This window comes from Gilvimarinus agarilyticus, assembly GCF_000832015.1.
Classification (GTDB): Bacteria; Pseudomonadota; Gammaproteobacteria; order Pseudomonadales; family Cellvibrionaceae; genus Gilvimarinus; species Gilvimarinus agarilyticus.
In genome coordinates this window covers 3,285,367-3,302,585 of the sequence record NZ_JXCJ01000001.1, presented here as the reverse complement: position 1 = coordinate 3,302,585, position 17,219 = coordinate 3,285,367, and the positions used below count along the sequence as shown (strand labels likewise).

The following is a 17,219-nucleotide window of genomic DNA, read 5'->3' as shown; positions in this document are numbered from 1 at the left end:
TTTGAATGAAACGGATTTTAGATGAAGCTAAAAAAATGATAACGGCTAAAGCGCTGCTTTCGGCTTCGGCTTTAGGTTTATTTATACCCTTTATCAGGCTCGTGTACTGGATCTTTGATACGGCGTACCTTAGTGGCTTTGGTATCAGCCCTGATGTTTACAGTCGCCCGATATTTTCGAGTGGTTTTGTAAGCGCGTGGCTGGTTGTCGAAGCGATTGTACCAATGATGATTGTTTGGACTGTTTTTTCAGCGGCGCTATTTTTGCTATTACTTAATATCAATCTGGGCGCTCTTGGCCAATCAGAAAATCGGTATTCGGCATATAAAATATACAGTGGTGATACACGCTGGACTCGAGCTCGAAAACGCCTCTTATACGCTTTGCCGAAGTCTTTCAATTGGCCTTACTATACTTGGACATTTGGAATTGTACTTATTGTGTTCATGTTAGGCGTTTGTACATGGGCTACCAAGAAAGGCGTTGATTTGGCCAATGCCCAGTTAAAAGCGTATGCCCAAAAAGGTCATTGCATCGATAAATTTACGTCAAATAATAAAGGCTGTTTCCGAATAAGTGGCGTTGCCGGTGTTGAGCATTTTTTGATTGCAAATTCTGAGACGCACCTTTTATATTTGAGTCGTGAGGGCCAAAGTGGTCGCGCGGAAAAGCCTTGTGGCTTGGAATGCAAAACGACATTGAATATTTTTGAGAAGAAGCGGGATGCCCAATATTCTATTTATAGAACCTACGTCCCTATGTCTGATCGCGAATTATCGGAGACCGAATCAAAAGCAAACGAATAAAGCTCGTGCGAGACCATTTTTGATTGGATGTGCAACACGACTAAGAAGCACTCTTGAAAGCAGCTAAAGGAAGGCACTTAGAGGCCAATCACTAACCGGGGCGTAAGCTAACGAGCTTAGGCGAATATAGTATGGATATTGTTGAAATTATTCAGAAATTCGAGCAGGGGGCTACCGAGCCTTACCTCTGCCGTGCTGAAAACGATGAAAAGTATGTCGTAAAAGGTCGGTCGGCTCCTGTAAGAGAGAGAATTTCTGAATATCTCTGTCCCATGCTAGGGCGGAACTTTGGCTTGCCAATACCCGAGTGCGACCTACTGAGTGTTCCCGATGAGCTTGTGGAGTACAGCCCGGAATATACCCAAGGCCTGGGGGCCGGTATGGCATTTGGTTCAAAATACGTTCCCGAAACGCAGGAAATTAACCGGGAAATATTGAAACATCTGCCAGTGCAAACACTCAGAGATTTATGGGTATTTGATTTTTGGGTAAAGAACGAAGATAGAACACTTACCGTTAAAGGTGGTAATCCCAACCTCTTTTATCGACCAAGGGACCAAAAGCTGGTCGTGGTTGATCATAATTTGGCCTTTGATGCCGGTTTTAATCTAGAGAGCTTTAGGCGTCTGCACTTGGTCGCAAATGCAGGCTTGCTCCCTGAGCTGGAAGGTGTGGGCGATGAGGACTATAAACAAAGAATGGCCCGGGCCATGGAAAAATTTGATGGCTATTGCGATAATCTACCGCCCGATTGGCTGGATACAGGCACCAACGGGAGAGAATGGGTTGCCCTGATTAAGCGGCAACTACTTGAATTTAAAGAAGATTCGTTTTGGGAGGCGCTGAAATGAAAGTAGCATGTCAGTATGCCATAGTACGTTTTTTACCCTATATGGAGACTGGAGAGTTTGCCAATATTGGGGTGTTGGCGTTCGCCCCTAAAACGGGTTACCTGGACTTCAAGCTGGCTCAGGGCTCTTTTCCGAGGGTTACACGGTTCTTTGGTGAGCTGGATAAAAAGGTCTACACCAAAGCGGTCGAGGGTTTTGCCAAAGAGCTGGCAGAAGCTCGAACCATTGCCGGGGCCCTATGGGGCAAAGAGTTGGCCGTGTTTGGTCAAGAAGTTGCTCGCCCGCGTGAATCGTTGATTCGTTTCTCTGAAACACGGGCAGTGATGACAGAAGACCCCGCTAAAGAGCTAGAGGTTCTGTACGAGCGGTATGTCGGGCGCAACTTCGTCAATAAGGCGCGCCGCGAGCAGGTAATGGTCGATGCGATTAAGCGCCAGTTACGCGACAATAAGCTACAACAGTTTTACAAGCAGTACACGTTTACAGAGGACTACCGTAAGATTCAGTTTCCTCTGGTGTGGCAAGCAAAGGGTCGTCATAGCATTATAAAACCTTTAACGCTGGACCAAAATGACCCCGGCAAGTTAGTTGAACATGCGGATGAGTGGAAGCGTAAAATCCAATGGTTGCTGGAGCGTAACCGTATACGCCAAGACGAACTGATGATTCCTATCGAGCCGCCTACTAGCGTCAATGATGAATTAAAGGATGCGTATCGCCTGGCAGAGCGTGATCTGCAAGAGCTAGGCGTCGATTTGGTGCCATTCATAGATACGCCGAGAATTGTGGAATTCGCTCGCCAGCCAAGCTTGTTTACCCATTAATTGAGCCGAGGTTTTAAGCCTAGGCCTTTTTTGGCGCGGTAATGTAACCGGAGCCGGAAGTATTGGGGCCAGGCTTTTTTCCACTTGCGGGTTTTATCCCTTTTTTAGCCAAATCCTGCGCCTGACCGTGGTCGTGCATGGACAGAGTCCATACCCCGGTTAGCCATACACATGTAAACCGGGGCCTTGCCCTGAAGGTGCGTTATTTTAGTTTCGAGGTTAAGTTGAAATAACGGTTGTGCTTATTTTAAGCTTGGATTGTGGCGATGCTGGCCGAATATCGGCCTCATTACCGCCTTAGTTGCCCTCAATTGAAGTGGATCTATTCATCACTAAAATAATCCGTATCCAAAGCTTTAATCTCATAGGTTTCTTTTACCGAAACCCCTAGGTTGTGCTTAATCATAAGGGCAGCGAGTTTGGGGCCGTCTATCAAAATAATCTTTTTCTGGATCATGCCCACATACTCCAGTGCGCCACGGCTAAACTTGGAGGTGGTGATAAACACACCCTTATGGGCGCGTTGCATATCCAGAGCGCCGGAGAATGCCTGAATGGCCTCCCGGCCAACGGTATTATCTGCGTAGCGTTTGGCTTGCAGGTAAATGGTTTCCAGGCCCAAAGGGTCTTCGTTAATAAGGCCATCAATACCGCCATCGGCGGTGTATTGGGTTGCTTGCCCGGAGTCTTTACTCCAGCCGCCGTAACCCATGGCTTGCATAAGCTCTACCACCAGTTTTTCCAGAAATTGTGGCGATTGCTGAATCACCATGGCAAGCACTTCATCGACCAGCTCTTGTCTAATTTCGCTGTAGGCTTCTTCCAGCCGCTCGGTCGGGTCTGTCTCTTCGATTTCACTGTTATCTTGAGTGGCGGGTGATTTGCTGGCCTTGGGTTTGGCGCTATGGAATTCCACAAATTCAGGAAACTGCTTGAGAAAGCGCACATTAATCCGCTCGGGCTCTTGTGCCAGTGCCGCCTGACCTCGGTCGGTGATTTGCAGCTGGCTGCGCCCGGGCGCCGTTAATAGCCCAGCTTTGCCCAAGTAGGTTCTTGCCCAAGCGACGCGGTTGCGAACAACCGTTTGCTTGCCAGAGGGCAGCTTTTCCGCACGCTCTTCGTCAGTGAGCCCAAAGTGCAAACAGACCTGTTCGAACGCATCATTAAAACGGTGAATTTGTCCGTCTTGTACTGCGGCTAATAAGGGGCGCATGCAGCTTTGAAAATCGGGAATCATGTGGGTCCTTTTGCTGATATTACTCTTTCCATACTATGGAGATAAGCCGAAACTAGGGCTCTATGCAAGCCCCACGACCAACGTGAATTACAAGTCGGCCGCAGGACCTTTCTTGCTAGTCTTGACGCTCAGTCACTTCCAGCAGGTGATAACCAAACTGGGTTTTGACCGGGCCCTGAACTTCGTTGACCGGTGCGCTGAATACGACTTTATCGAACTCGGCGACCATTTGGCCGGGGCCGAAGGTGCCCAGATCACCGCCGTTGCGGCCTGAAGGGCAGCTTGAGTGATCTTGTGCCAATTTGGCGAAATCTTCGCCGGCTTCAATTTTGGCTTTCAGCTCGTTACAGGTGGCTTCGTCGGCGACCAGAATGTGACGTGCAGCGGCTTGAGGCATAATCGTGTCTCTTTTCTATGGGTTTTAAAGAAGCGCATACGATAATCGGTATTGGGGTTTAGATCCAGCGCGCCTATGGGGTAAAGGGGGTATTTACGTTTCTTGTGAATATTAAAGGGCCGCGCAAGAGTGTACTAGGGGGCCTAGCCCTAGCAGGGCTTGGGCCGCTGTCAGGAATTTTGTGGTCGCTCTTGCGCGTCCTGCGCTCGCGACAACGCTGCCCCTGAGAGCGTGCGAGTGTTTTGGGGCTGCACGTCATAGCCCACCCACGGGGACACTCTCTACGCGCCCCACAAACAAAAAAGGCCACCCAGTTGGGTGACCTTTTTTGTTTGGTGGAGGCGGGGGGAGTGGATTCGGGCCTTCCCTGGCCCTCACCGCTTCGCGGCAGCTGAAGCTGCCCTAATTCGTTCCTGACGAATTAGTGAACCCCCTACGGGGGGTGCTTTTAATTCTTCCCGCCGAAAAAGAAAAAGGCCCCACTCCTTTCGGGGTGGGGCCTTTTTGCTTTTTGGTGGAGGCGGGGGGAGTTGAACCCCCGTCCGTCGGCACTCCGCTCGCGGCTCTACATGCTTAGTTTCCGTTAATTGATTTAACTCATCTGCGACCCAACGGGCAGGGTGCAGCGAGCGAGTTCGCTTTAGGTTTCACAGTGTTGCCACGATCAAAACAACACAGCTATCCAGTTCTGTATGACAGTCTGTAACGCGGTACTGGCACCTTGTCATAGACCGCTAACGGCGTACCGTTAGAAGTGCTTCATCAACCGCTTACGCGGCTAATTGGGCACCGTAGTTGTCGTCATTGGCAACTAATAAATTGCAGCTTTGGATTAACGTGATTCGCTACCATCACGACATGCACCTTGAGTTTTGCCACCGGCGTCGAATCCAAGTCGCCCCCAAATCTGGGTGCTAAGCTTGTTAGCAAAGCCGTGCCCTTGTGACAGGCTGATGACAGCCAAGTTCCCAAGGGCCGGCCATTGTAGGGCCCGTGGCGGCTGGTTACAAGATGTAATGTGGCTTGGGGCGTTGTTTTAGGGGTTGTTGGGCAAAGTCCGCCCGGATGGCTACGGTGGTGGCTGGTAGCGGCGGCTAGTATTTGGCCAGGGGCGGGGTAGGGCGACAGAAGGGAAGGATGCGAGCAATAGGACGATTGACTGAATTTTGTGCCGTTTTGGCTGATATTACATACGTATTCATACAGTTTGCCGTGATCTTTTGGTTTTGAATACGTATGCAGTCAATTGCGCAGAGGTAGGCGCTGGCACTAACCTCAATCACAGCTCATGACAAAAGCGCAGAGCACAAAAACGGCGGTTTTGTTAGCCACTTGTGAGGTTGTTACTCCGGTGGTGGTGAGACTGATAATAATAGACCTAAATAGGATTGCATCATGAAACAAACTAAAAAGTTGTTGCTACCTACAGCCATTAGCTGTGCCATTGCAGGCTTTGCCACACCTGCTGCCTTTGCCCAAACTGACGTTGCCGAACCCGCCCTGGAAGAGGTTGTGGTAACCGGTATTCGTGCCAGCTTGATTAACTCTATGGCGATTAAAGAGGATTCAAGCTCGATTGTAGAGGCAATCTCGCCCGAAGACATTGGTAAGCTGCCTGATACCAGTATTGCTGAGTCGCTGGCCCGCTTGCCTGGGCTTGCCGGTGAGCGTCGTGATGGTCGTACCAGCGGGATTTCGGTGCGTGGTTTTAACGAGAACTACGTGGCCACCACCATGAACGGCCGCGAGCTGTTGGGCATTGGTGACAACCGTGGGGTTGAGTACGATTTGTATCCTTCTGAGATTGTCGCGGGAGCGGTTGTGTATAAAACTCCTGATGCCAGCCTTATTAACCAAGGCCTGGGCGGTATTGTTGATTTGCGTACCCGCCGCCCGCTAGAGAGCGACCGCATTATCAGTTTTAACGGTAGCTACGAGATGAACGGGCTCGAGTCTGGCAACCCAGACTTTGACGATACCGGCCATCGTCTGGCGCTGACTTACTCAGATACTTTTGCCGATGACTCCTTTGGTTTGGCCGTTACCGTGGCCACTATGGAGTCGCCGAGCCAGGAAGAGCAAGTGCGTGCGTGGGGTTACGCCGATGTTCCCCAGGGTGTTGTCGGTGTGCCCGCTGGCACTAAAATTCTGGGCGGCCACGATACCTTTGTCCGCTCGGCTTTAATGGAGCGGGATACGATTTCGGCGGTGGGCCAGTACGCGCCGAATGATCGCTTAACCTTTACGGTTGATGCGCTCTATATCGACTTTGAAGAAACTAAAGTATTCCGTGGTTTGGAAGAGGGCGGCCCGGTATGGGGCGGCGCTAACTGGAGTGCCACGTCGACTGAAGATGGCTTGGTTACCGCTGGCCAGTGGGATGGCTTTCACAGCGTCATCCGCAACGATGGCGAAGTAAAAGACGGCGATTTGTCGACGTTTGGCTTTAACGTTGAGTACATGCTGAACTCTGACTGGACCCTGACCTTTGATGCCGCGCACAGCGAGTCAACTAAAGACCTGATCAACATGGAGAGCTACTCGGGCGTGGGCCGTGCGGAAACCTCGTCCCAGGGCGATCCAGCGGCCCGTACTTGGGTGATGGACCCTTCAACCGGCGTGCAGTACTCCGCGCACCCAGGTATCTCCATGCCTGATTATGCTGATGCGGATGTAATTCGCTTAGCCGGCCCGCAACCTTGGGGCGGCGCCATCGGGCCGCAAGTGGGTGGCAACAGCAATGCGCAAGATGGTTTCGTTAACAACCCATCGTTTGAAGAAGAGCTAGACACGCTGCGCCTAAGCGCCAACGGCGAAATCGATTTCTCGATTATCGACAGTATTGAAGTGGGTGTGGCTTACTCGGATCGCAGCAAATCTAAAGTTAACTACGGCGCCTTTTTGGTGGCACCCGGTTACGACGATTCACTACCGGCCGACCAGCAAACCGATATCGCTGTGCCTGATCAGTATATCGAAGGCGTCGCAAACCTAGACTTTTTAGGGTTAGACGGCATGCTGGCCTACGATGGCATTGGTATGTACCGCGATGGGCTGTATCGCGAAATTGACGCTACAAAAGCTGAAACTAGTCGTTTAGGCGATACTTATAGTGTTAGCGAAGAAGTGTTTACTGCTTACGGTATGGCAAATTTTAGTGCCGGTATTATGAGCGGTAATATTGGTTTGCAAGTCGTGAGTAGTGATCAAAGCTCTACCGGTTTTGATACTTACACTGGCACTGACGGTTTTGTGGTGGCAATTCCGGTAACTGGTGGGGCGGATTACACCAACGTCTTGCCAAGCTTGAACACCAGCTTTCAGGTTACCGACAATCAAGTGGTTCGTTTTGCTGCGGCTAAAACTATGTCTCGCGCCCGTATGGACGAAATGAAACCCAATAACAGCACTAACTTTAGTTTTGATGATCAACGTCGTTTAAGTGATGATCCAGAATTTAGCGCTTGGGATGCATCGAAAGGTACGCCGGGCTTAAAACCGATTGAAGCTGTTCAAGCCGATTTATCTTACGAGTATTACTTTGCTGATGATGGTTATGTTGCCGCTGCGTATTTCTATAAAGATTTACAGAATTGGCATCTAAGCAGTAGAGCGCTGACTGATTTTACCTCTTTTGTGGTGCCTGGCTATCACGACCAGCGGATCGGCACGCTAGTCTCTACGGAAGGTTATACAGAGACTATACTGGAGGCCGGTGACGGTTACGTAAAAGGAACTGAACTGCAAGGTAGCTTGCCGTTCCATATCTTTAGCGATTGGTTAGATGGCTTTGGCATTATTGCCAGCGCAACTTTCCTGGATGGTCAGGTTGAGTACGATGGTGCTGAGTCGGATATTCCGGGCCTATCGGATGAGATTTACCAGGTTACGGTGTTCTACGAGAAAAACGGCTTCGAGTTCCGTGTAAGCGGCCGCAAGCGCGACCAGTACCTGACTGAGTTTTACGGCGCCAGCTTAGCGCTAACGCCCACCACGGACCAAGGCGCCGAGCTGATCGATGCGCAAATTGGCTTCGACTTTGGCGCCGCGGGTATCGAATCGCTGGACGGTTTAACCCTGACCCTGCAGGGGCAAAACCTGACCGACGAAGAGACTATCTCGGCCGCCGAAGACGACCCACGCCAGGTAAACAAGTACCAGCATTTTGGTGCTAACTACCTGCTGGGGGTTAACTACAAGTTTTAAAGCTCGCTTCGCTTTATTACCGGCTTAGGGTACATCATTAGTCGGACCGCTTTAGCCCCTGCTACCCTTTGGTAACAGGGGCTTTTTTATGTTGGCTGCAAGAGGAGCAACACGTGGCAAAACGCAATGTAGTGATTGCCGGTGGAGGCAGTGCCGGCTGGATGGCGGCGGCCATGTTATCTCGCTTACTGGGGGCGCAGCTGTCGATTACGCTGGTAGAGTCCAGCGAGATTGCTACCGTGGGGGTTGGCGAGGCCACCATCCCGCCGATCAGAACCTTTAACCAAGTGCTGGGGATCGATGAGGCGGACTTTTTGCTCGCGACCGGTGCCACCATTAAGTTAGCCATTGAGTTTAACGGGTGGGGCAGCCCGGCAAGCAACTACCTGCACGCCTTTGGCGGCATTGGCCGCGAGCAGGGATTTGCCAGCTTTTACCACTACTGGCACAGAGCCCGTGCTGAAGGGCTAACCGATAACAACCGCGACGACTTTTGGCAGTACTCGCTGAATGCGCATGCCGCACGCGCCGGCCGATTTGCACCGCTTGAGCAAATACCCAATACGCCGTTGCCGGGGTTGCAGTACGCTTACCATTTTGATGCGGGCCGTTACGCGCAGCTGTTAAAACGCTATTGCCAAACCGCAGGCGTACACCACATCGACGCCACCATTGATCGGGTAATACTGGACACCGACTCTGGTGAAATTAACACTCTACAATTAACCAGTGGGCAACAGCTGGCGGGCGATTTTTTTATTGATTGCACCGGTGCGCGCTCATTGCTTTTGGGCAAGGCGTTAGGCGTGGGGTTTACCGATTACGCCGAGTGGCTGCCCTGCAACCGCGCTATTGCGCTGCCAAGCGAGCGATTGAACGTGGTGCCGCCCTACACGCGGGCCACCGCACACGGCGCGGGTTGGAGCTGGCAAATACCCTTAACCCACCGCACTGGCAACGGTATTGTGTACAGCGCCCAACACTTAAGCGATGACGAAGCGCTAAACACCTTACAACAACAGTTAACCGGCCCCGCCGTGGCCGAGCCTAACTTGATTCGGTTTAAGGTCGGGCGGCGAGTCAAGCAATGGCATAAAAACTGTGTTGCGTTGGGGCTGGCCAGTGGCTTTTTAGAGCCGCTGGAGTCTACCAGTTTGCACTTAGTGCAAAGCGCGGTAACACGCTTGGTGAAGATGTTCCCGTCGTCTACCGGTTACGCTAAGCAAGCTGAGGTCTTTAATCAGCAAGCGAAAGCCGAGTTTGAGTCGATTCGCGATTTTATTATTTTGCATTATCATCTCAATAATCGCCAAGAGCCTATGTGGCGTGAGTGCCAACACATGGCAATACCACAGGCGTTAGCGCAGCGTATTGCATTGTTTAAAGCGAGCGGGCAAGTGCATACGGCCGCCGATGAGTTATTTACCGAGCCCGCCTGGCAACAGGTGATGTTAGGGCAGGGCGTGCGGCCCGAGTCGTACCATACGTTGGCCGATGGATTAAGCCAGCAACAGCTTAGGGATTTTATGACGCACCTAAAAACCATTTATTCCCGTACGGTTAACCAGCTACCAGAGCACGAGACGTTTTTGGCCGGGTTTAGCAATTAGTTGTATCTATTTGGGTGTTGTGTATTGCAAAAAAACGCCGAGCAAGTCGGCGTTTTTTTGGTTGCTTAGTATTGCCTACACATTATTGAATACTGTAATTAAGGTTGCTGTCGTTTACCTCTAAGGTGAGGTTGCCCGTGCGGCTGTCAAAAATGTCGTTGCCGTTGTTATCGAGTACGCCGTCACTAGTGTTGTCCCCAAAGTTATCGCTCCAGTCGCAGTGACGATCAAGCTTGTAACGCTGATTGGCCGAGCCGTCGAGCGTTATGTTGGTGCTCCAGGTGTGATTGGCGGTTAGGCTGAGTGCCGTGCAGCCCCAATTGTTGAAGGTGCCGCGCACGTACAGCGTATCCCAGTTGCTGCTAAAGCCTGCGGTTATGGGGGTGATGCTGTAGCTTAGGGTGGCATCGTTGACTTGCACGCGATACTCACCGATCACGTTGGTGGTAATGTCGGCACCCACGCTGTCGAGCTGCTGATCGGCATTGTTGTCACCATAGTTTTGGCTCCAATCGCCGGTTACATCAAACTTAAAACGCTGGTTGGCCTGGCCGTCGAACTGTACGTCGAGTTGCCAGAGGTTGTCGTCCACCAGGCTCATGGGGCTGGTAGCCCAGCCGTTGGGCGTACCGCGAAAATACAGCGTAGTAAAGTTACTGACTAAACCGTCATTGCCTACCTCGATACTCACCTCGCGGGTATCGCTGGCGCCGTCATCGTCGGTGACCGTTAAGCTAAACACGGCGGTACCGGCATTGTTGAGGGTGGGGGTAATGTTTGAGCTCGTTGCCCCGGTGCTCCATTGATAGCTGACAATGCTGCCATCGGTATCGTATGAGTTAGTGCCGTCCAACGTAATCTGGTTGCCGACACTGGAGGTGGCAGGCGCTCCATCAATGACGGCTACCGGCGCCTGATTACTTGCTCCTGGTAGCGCGCCACCGTGAATCGCCAAAGCCGATTCTGGCCCCACGTTAACGTTGGCAAAGCCATTGCTGTCTACGCTAATGATGGTGCCACTGCACTCGTCATCGCCGCGCAAAATATCGCAGTAATCGCCCGCGGGCATACCCGTGTACAGGCTTTCGGTTACGGTGCCTTGGCTGTTATTGATAACCACAAAGCCTTTGTCGCCACGACTAAACGCAATGGCGTTGTCGTTAATGACGGTTTTGTTATCGGCGCTCCAGGCATCGATGGTGTAATTTCTAAAGCCAACCATATTGGCGATGTTGCCCCAGCGGTGCTGGCATACCCAGCCATTGGCGTCGCAGCCGCCGGGCGCTGGTGGGCCCATGTCGGTGCCGGCAGTGGTTGACTCGTCAAACTCAAAGCCGGACATTACTTTGGGGTAACCGTAGGGGTAGGCCAGCATAAACACGTTGGCCAAATTGTACTTAGCGCCGTCTTGGTAAAATAAGTTACCACTGCCGCCGTGGCCGCGCTCGCGATCGTGGTTGTCGATAAACACAAGTGCGTCGGACGATGGCAGTAGGCCCCAGCTGGGGCCTAAATCCAGCAGGTGTTTGATCTGGCCATTAAAGTTACCCGCCACCGCTGGGCCGTAGGCAAACTCGGTGACTAACCCCATATGGGTATAGTTGGGTGGCTGAATTTCGGGGGCCTCGCCGCCGGCGCCAATCACTTCTAAAAATACCCAAGGGTTGCCGGCCGCCTGTAAAAAACCGGCAATATCAGAGGGGGGCATATGTTTTGCCGCATCGATGCGAAAGCCGTCTACGCCCATGTTGCTAAGCCGCTGCAGATAAGCGCCTATGGTGGTGCGCACGTGATTAAGGCTGTGGTCTAAGTCGGGCATACCGCTTAAATCGCAGCTCCATACCGAGTTGGCATCGGTGTAGTCGGTGGCGCAGCCTGGGTGAAAATCCTGAGTTTTAAATTCCGGGTAGTTGCGCGGTGCCCACCAGGTATTATCAATACCGTAGTTACCCTCAACCAAATGATTGGCCATTTGATTGACGACGATATCGGCATAAATTTTTACACCGGCGTTATGGCAGCGGTTGATCATGCTTTGCAGTTCGGCCTCGGTGCCGCTGCGGCTGGTTAGGTTTTGGTAGGTAATGGGTTGGTAGCGTGTCCACCACTGTTGGCCTTTTACGTGTTCCGTCGGTGGTGAGATTTGTACCGCATCGAAACCTTTGGGGCCTAAAAAGGTTTCGCACTCTTCGGCGATATCGTTCCAGCTCCATTCAAATAAGTGGACAAACGCGGTGCCCGCCTGTGAAGACTGCGCCGCTAGCATAAGTGCTGCGCCGCCCAGTAGACGTGTTAACGCGGTGGTAGGTTTTTTGGGCATAGTGGTGGCTTGCATCTGTGACTCCCAGTTTGGTTATTAATATGTAGGGGTACCTCAGGGCACGATTGAGCGGTTCATCGTGCCGTGTCGCGTGTTGTTATGGGTGAAAGGCGACACTGCCGGATAACATAGGCAGCCAAAGCGTCAGGGCCAACATGTATACGTATGCAAGTGGGTTGAATACGTATGTAATTTAATGATGTTGAAACAGACGAAAAGCATCGTTTGGCTGGATTTTTGCGGGGCAGGCTTTTATTCTGTGCGGCAAAATTGTTAACGAATAGCCCCATGACCAGCGATATACGTTCCTCCACACCAGTGCCGACTACGGCTGACCCCACAGTGCCCGATTGGGCCAGCTTGAGCCTTCCGGAGACTTGGGCCGATCGCCTGAACCTGAAAAGTGTAGCGGGGCTGGTTAAGTTTTTTCGCCTTATTTTGGGTAAACCCCAGCGGGTACAGGTGGATCAGAGCGATCCTCTGTTTGCCAATATTCCGCGCTATGCGCTGCAAGAGTTTCATAATCTCCCCAACGGCAATTACTCCAGCCGTATTTCACGGGGCTACATCACCGGCTTTGACCCGTCGATGCTAGGGTTTATGCAGGCAACACGTCGGGCGATGGCCGCACGGGTCGTCGGTTCTCAGGCGGTGTTGGATATTGGCACCGGTGGCGGCAAGCTCGCGGCGCAGGTGCACCGCGCCGGTGTGGCCGATGTGTGGGGTGTTGATGTATCGCCCTATATGCTTAAACACGCCGCCAGTGATTACCCAGAGGTTGCCTACCTGCAAGCGCCGGTGGAGCAGATGCCTTTTGCCAGTGAACGCTTTGACGCGGTCGTCGCGTGCTTTTTGTTTCATGAGCTGCCGCCAAAATACGCCGAGCAGGCGCTGGCCGAATGCCATCGGGTACTGCGCCCAGGTGGCCAGCTGCTGATTGCCGAGCCGTCAGAGAATCAATTGCAACCCGTGCGCTTGCGCTCGCTGTTTAGTCGTGCCGGTTGGCGCCACTGGTACTTTAAAACGCTGGCGCGATTCGTCTACGAGCCGTTTGTAATGGCGTGGCACAACAGCGATAAGCCCGCCATGTTTGCCCGCAGCGGGTTTCAGCTGCTTGAGCACAAGGATGAGATCCCCATTAACTTTTACGCGCTGCGCAAAAATTGACCTACATGGGCCGACGTAAATAGCAGCACATTGCCCGGTGGATGTGGTAGTTTGGCCCTTGAGCTTGGCGCGGCTAGACGTGGCGACAAATTACTTTTTGACTCAACAAAAAACGACAACGGAGCGGATCATGGCCAAAAACAGTGGCTTTATTGTTAAGACGTTACAGGCGGGAGCGGTTGCAGCGGCGCTTTTAGGCGCGAGCACGGCTATGGCGCACGGTACCGACAACGACAAGTTAGATGAAGCGCTGCATCAAGAGTACCGAGGCGATGCCGCGGCACGGGATGAATATCGCCACCCGGCCGAAACACTCACATTTTTTGGCATCGAGCCGGATATGACCGTTGTCGAAATCTGGCCCGGTGGTGGTTGGTACACCGATATTTTAGCGGCCTATTTGCGCGACTCGGGTACGTTTTACGCGGCCCACTTTGACCCGGATACCGAGGTTGCTTACTTTAAGCGCTCGCGCGAAGCCTATGGTAAAAAAATGGCAGCCCACCCCGAGCGGTACGATCAGGTAAAACTGTCGGTGTTTAACCCGCCCGATCAATACGATATTGCCCCTGTGGGCACCGCCGATGCGGTATTAACGTTTCGCAATGCGCACAACTGGTACATGAGAGGCGGCGGTGAAAAACGGTTGCTGGCGGCATTCTCGGCGTTTTATCGTGCGCTTAAGCCCGGTGGTGTGCTGGGGGTGGTCGACCACCGTTTGCCAGAGGATCGCGATGTCAGTGAGCAAGAGGGCAGCGGCTACATCAAGCAAAGTGTGATTGAGCGTGTTGCCAAGCAGGCCGGTTTTGAGCTGGCCGGCAGCAGCGATATTAACGCCAACCCTAAAGATACCGCCGATCACGAGAAAGGCGTCTGGACCCTGCCGCCGTCTTACCGGTTGGGCGATACCGATCGCGCTAAATATGAGGCCATCGGTGAGAGCGATCGAATGACACTAAAATTTGTTAAACCTGCCAAGTAGGTATGTCCGGCCATATCGACATCCCAAAAACGGAGCCCCTGAGGCTCCGTTTTTTGTGGTGACTTACTAAACGGTGCAAAATAGCCAATAGGGTATGTAGCGATAGGCTAAAGGACGACACAATGGTGGTATTGAAGGGCCGCAGCCGGGCTGTTTGGATGTTGCTGTTTGCGGTTGCAGTGCTGGGAATGGTGGGATGCACAGCCAACCCAGTAGAAGAGGCCGAAGACATCCGCGCCCGGATCGATAAAAAAGCGCAGCAGGCATTGGCGATGATGCTGCACGAGCAACCCGAGTTGCAGGCCGAGATCGATGCGTCCGAGGGGTATGTGGTGGGCCTTAGCGATCAGCTGATGTTAGGCCCGCTCAGTGGTGCGAGCGCTGTGGCGGTATTGTTTGATGCGAGCACTGGTACTTACACCTATCTGGACATCGATGCTTTGGGAGTTGGTGTGGGGCTGGGCTCCAGCGGCACTTATTTTTTGGCGGTAGTGACCTCCGCCGAGGCGATGGACGAATTACAACGAGGCAAATGGTTGTTTAATACCTCCGCCAGCAGCTCGTTTGGCGATGGCGGCTCTACCTATCAAGGCGCGACCGACGACCTTCGCTATTACTTTTTTAACAAATCGGGCGCCGCATTTGGGGCGGGTTTAAGCGTTACGCGAGTGTCGGTTAATCACCGCTTAACCGACACTGGCCTTGCCAGTATTAATGTGCCCAACCGCGGCTCGGCCTACGCCAACTCACAAGGTCCCAAGGCGCCGCGCAAGTGGCCACACAGCTTACCTCTCATGGGGCAAGAAGCGGTTGATGCGGGGTTTAACTTGCCACTGCCGTTTGGCGTTGGTGTTAGTGTCGCCAATGTGCGTCAACAGATGTCGTTAACTGAGCTGAATGTTGGCTTTAACGGTGCTGAAAAAGTCCCCTACGAGTTTGTCGCCTTTAGCGGTGCCGAAACCTCCTTGCAAACTCAGCAAATAAAAGCGGACATGTGGTTGCTGCCGTTTTTAAACGTTTACGCCATGGTGGGTAAAGTGCAGGGTGATCTGCGGATGGACGTTACTTTGGACGGCGATACCTTGCTGCAAAACAACGGCACCGACTGCTCGGGCATTATAAAACCGCCCCTGTGTTTAGTTCTTGAAGGCCGTGAGGTTGAGTTTCCGGTTCGGGCGAATGTTAGGCCGACCACCTATGGCGGAGGTGCCGTGTTAGCGGGTGGTTGGCGCGACTGGTTTGCGGTATTGCCGGTAAACGTGACCTATAGCCAGCCAAACGACGCCTGGGCCGAGGGAAACTCGCTGACCATAACCCCCAGAGTGGGGCGTGCCTTTAAATCGTCTAAGCTTGGGCGGTTGGCACTGTTTGCGGGTGGCAATTATCTGGACAGTAACAATGTTGTGGATGGCACTTTTGCGGTTCCGGGCACCGAGCAGGTGCTTGGCTACCGAATTCATCAGGCTAATAAAGATCGCTGGAATTTATTGCTTGGTTTTAACTGGGCCATCAGCCCGGTGTTATCGATTAGCGCAGAGTACGACGGCTTTATCGGTACACGCGAGGCGGTTATTAGCTCGCTCGTGGTGAGGTTTTAATCGTGAGAATGGCATCAATCAAAGGTTTCTTAGTGTTAGTGGTTGTTTGCTGTGGCACGCCATTCACGGGTTGGGCGCAGTCGACCAACGATGTGACATCGCCCAACCTTCAGGGCGATCAGCAGCGCGAAGTGCCCACCTTGACCGGTGACGTTTTAAAAGCCGATGGTACACATGTACCTGGCAACGCGGGCAGCCGTATCGCTCGTTGGTGGCCGGAGGATTTATTACTGGCTCCCATTCCTGGCCGCTCACCCGAACTCGGTTGGCAGCTGGCTTTGGCTGGCGGCTACTTTGTTGATATTGACAAAACCCGCGCCCAAACCCCCTCGTCGTTAGTGGGAGCTATGGGGATGAGTGCCGAGAATGGCAGCCATGCTTTTGGTGTGGGCGCAAAACTGCATTTTTGGGAAGATCGCTTGCGTGTGGCTTTAGCCGCTGGCGAAGTGAAGTATAACTACCGTTTCTGGGGGGTTGGTAACAACGCCGGCGATACCGGTCGATCGGTGGATGTTAGCCAAAAGTCGCCGTTGTACTATGGCTCGGTACTGTACGAGGTACTCTCCAACGCCTACATTGGCTTAGGCTTTGTTGGCGGTTCGGCCGATGTCAGCCTGGGCTCTGATTATTTGCCCGATACCTTACCCGATCCGCAGTTAGTGTTGGATATGGCGGCTTTGCAAATACCGTTGAAGTACGACTCGCGCGATCAGTCGTACTCGCCACGTCGCGGCGCGCTCGTCAGCGCTACGGCGTCGTTTTATCGTAATACTTTTGGTTCAGATTTTGATACAGAGGTTTTCTCGCTGGCGGCTAATCAATATCTACCCATCGCGGAGCGCGATGTTGTGGCGCTGCGCGGGTATTATCGTTCGGCTGGTGATGATGCGCCGTTCTTTTTACTGAGTTCGTTTGGCGGAAAAAGTGACTTGCGTGGCTACGACGTGGGCCGTTATCGCGACAAGGTAATGTACGCGCTGCAGGCCGAGTACCGCTGGCGAGTATCGGAGGCATGGATATTAACAGGCTTTTCGGGTGTCGGAGAGGTGGCCGAAAAGCCTGGCGACTTTTTTTCGGAGTTTCTGCCAGCCGCTGGCGTTGGGGCCAGATTTTTGCTGTCACAAAAGCATTTGGTGAGTTTGTCAGCCGACTTCTCGGTGGGTAAGAACGGCTCACAGTTTTATTTTGGCGTCGGTGAAGCCTTTTAGCTTCAGCGGCTAC

Annotated in this window: 12 protein-coding genes and 1 other RNA gene; 9 read left to right on the top strand and 4 right to left on the bottom strand. The window is 52.6% G+C overall.

What is annotated here, in order from left to right:
• The first annotated feature begins 5 nt into the window (after positions 1–5).
• From SD69_RS14395 to SD69_RS14385, 3 genes are all read left to right on the top strand, one after another.
• On the top strand, positions 6–806 hold the full coding sequence (locus tag SD69_RS14395) for a hypothetical protein (protein ID WP_041523762.1): 801 nt from the start codon (positions 6–8) through the stop codon (positions 804–806).
• Positions 807–937: 131 nt separating this feature from the next.
• A complete protein-coding gene (locus SD69_RS14390; protein ID WP_052481187.1) occupies positions 938–1,657 on the top strand; it encodes a HipA family kinase in 720 nt (239 codons plus the stop codon).
• Positions 1,654–2,481 carry a DUF3037 domain-containing protein gene (locus tag SD69_RS14385; RefSeq protein ID WP_041523761.1) on the top strand — a complete coding sequence of 276 codons (828 nt, stop codon included), beginning with the start codon at positions 1,654–1,656 and terminating at the stop codon, positions 2,479–2,481. The genes SD69_RS14390 and SD69_RS14385 overlap by 4 nt, the downstream gene beginning before the upstream one ends.
• A gap of 322 nt (positions 2,482–2,803) precedes the next feature.
• On the opposite strand, the gene SD69_RS14380 is transcribed toward SD69_RS14385, so the two are convergent.
• The 3 genes from SD69_RS14380 to ssrA form a co-directional block, all read right to left on the bottom strand.
• Positions 2,804–3,718 carry a restriction endonuclease gene (locus SD69_RS14380; protein ID WP_041523760.1) on the bottom strand — a complete coding sequence of 305 codons (915 nt, stop codon included), beginning with the start codon at positions 3,716–3,718 and terminating at the stop codon, positions 2,804–2,806.
• Between the two features lie 115 nt (positions 3,719–3,833).
• A complete protein-coding gene (locus tag SD69_RS14375) occupies positions 3,834–4,115 on the bottom strand; it encodes a peptidylprolyl isomerase (protein WP_041523759.1) in 282 nt (93 codons plus the stop codon).
• A gap of 512 nt (positions 4,116–4,627) precedes the next feature.
• Positions 4,628–5,018, bottom strand: a transfer-messenger RNA (tmRNA) gene (gene ssrA / locus SD69_RS18490).
• 492 nt (positions 5,019–5,510) lie between these two features.
• On the opposite strand from ssrA, the gene SD69_RS14370 reads away from it, so the two are divergent.
• Complete coding sequence (locus tag SD69_RS14370; RefSeq protein WP_041523758.1) at positions 5,511–8,321, top strand: TonB-dependent receptor; 2,811 nt, start codon at positions 5,511–5,513, stop codon at positions 8,319–8,321.
• A gap of 113 nt (positions 8,322–8,434) precedes the next feature.
• Positions 8,435–9,931, top strand: a complete 1,497-nt coding sequence (locus tag SD69_RS14365) for a tryptophan halogenase family protein (protein WP_041523757.1) — start codon at positions 8,435–8,437, stop codon at positions 9,929–9,931.
• Between the two features lie 82 nt (positions 9,932–10,013).
• Here the strand turns inward: SD69_RS14365 and SD69_RS14360 are convergent, their stop codons facing one another.
• Positions 10,014–12,266: an alpha amylase C-terminal domain-containing protein gene (locus tag SD69_RS14360; protein WP_232301206.1), complete on the bottom strand. Its 2,253-nt coding sequence runs from the start codon at positions 12,264–12,266 to the stop codon at positions 10,014–10,016.
• A gap of 273 nt (positions 12,267–12,539) precedes the next feature.
• On the opposite strand from SD69_RS14360, the gene SD69_RS14355 reads away from it, so the two are divergent.
• The 4 genes from SD69_RS14355 (at position 12,540) to SD69_RS14340 (ending at position 17,206) form a co-directional block, all read left to right on the top strand.
• Positions 12,540–13,418 (top strand): class I SAM-dependent methyltransferase, encoded by an 879-nt coding sequence (locus SD69_RS14355; RefSeq protein WP_084591589.1) that lies wholly within the window; start codon positions 12,540–12,542, stop codon positions 13,416–13,418.
• Between the two features lie 130 nt (positions 13,419–13,548).
• Positions 13,549–14,400 carry a class I SAM-dependent methyltransferase gene (locus tag SD69_RS14350; protein ID WP_041523756.1) on the top strand — a complete coding sequence of 284 codons (852 nt, stop codon included), beginning with the start codon at positions 13,549–13,551 and terminating at the stop codon, positions 14,398–14,400.
• A 122-nt stretch (positions 14,401–14,522) separates the two neighbouring features.
• Complete coding sequence (locus SD69_RS14345) at positions 14,523–15,998, top strand: hypothetical protein (protein WP_041523755.1); 1,476 nt, start codon at positions 14,523–14,525, stop codon at positions 15,996–15,998.
• 8 nt (positions 15,999–16,006) lie between these two features.
• Positions 16,007–17,206 (top strand): BamA/TamA family outer membrane protein, encoded by a 1,200-nt coding sequence (locus SD69_RS14340; protein WP_041523754.1) that lies wholly within the window; start codon positions 16,007–16,009, stop codon positions 17,204–17,206.
• Positions 17,207–17,219 lie beyond the last annotated feature (13 nt).

Excerpts from the sequence above, each read along its gene's own strand:
- SD69_RS14395 (WP_041523762.1), top strand. The coding sequence starts at position 6 with ATGAAACGGATTTTAGATGAAGCTAAAAAAATGATAACGGCTAAAGCG.
- SD69_RS14350 (WP_041523756.1), top strand. The coding sequence starts at position 13,549 with ATGGCCAAAAACAGTGGCTTTATTGTTAAGACGTTACAGGCGGGAGCG.
- SD69_RS14360 (WP_232301206.1), bottom strand. The coding sequence starts at position 12,266 with ATGCAAGCCACCACTATGCCCAAAAAACCTACCACCGCGTTAACACGT.
- SD69_RS14390 (WP_052481187.1), top strand. The coding sequence starts at position 938 with ATGGATATTGTTGAAATTATTCAGAAATTCGAGCAGGGGGCTACCGAG.
- SD69_RS14375 (WP_041523759.1), bottom strand. The coding sequence starts at position 4,115 with ATGCCTCAAGCCGCTGCACGTCACATTCTGGTCGCCGACGAAGCCACC.
- SD69_RS14385 (WP_041523761.1), top strand. The coding sequence starts at position 1,654 with ATGAAAGTAGCATGTCAGTATGCCATAGTACGTTTTTTACCCTATATG.
- SD69_RS14355 (WP_084591589.1), top strand. The coding sequence starts at position 12,540 with ATGACCAGCGATATACGTTCCTCCACACCAGTGCCGACTACGGCTGAC.
- SD69_RS14370 (WP_041523758.1), top strand. The coding sequence starts at position 5,511 with ATGAAACAAACTAAAAAGTTGTTGCTACCTACAGCCATTAGCTGTGCC.
- SD69_RS14345 (WP_041523755.1), top strand. The coding sequence starts at position 14,523 with ATGGTGGTATTGAAGGGCCGCAGCCGGGCTGTTTGGATGTTGCTGTTT.
- SD69_RS14380 (WP_041523760.1), bottom strand. The coding sequence starts at position 3,718 with ATGATTCCCGATTTTCAAAGCTGCATGCGCCCCTTATTAGCCGCAGTA.
- SD69_RS14340 (WP_041523754.1), top strand. The coding sequence starts at position 16,007 with ATGGCATCAATCAAAGGTTTCTTAGTGTTAGTGGTTGTTTGCTGTGGC.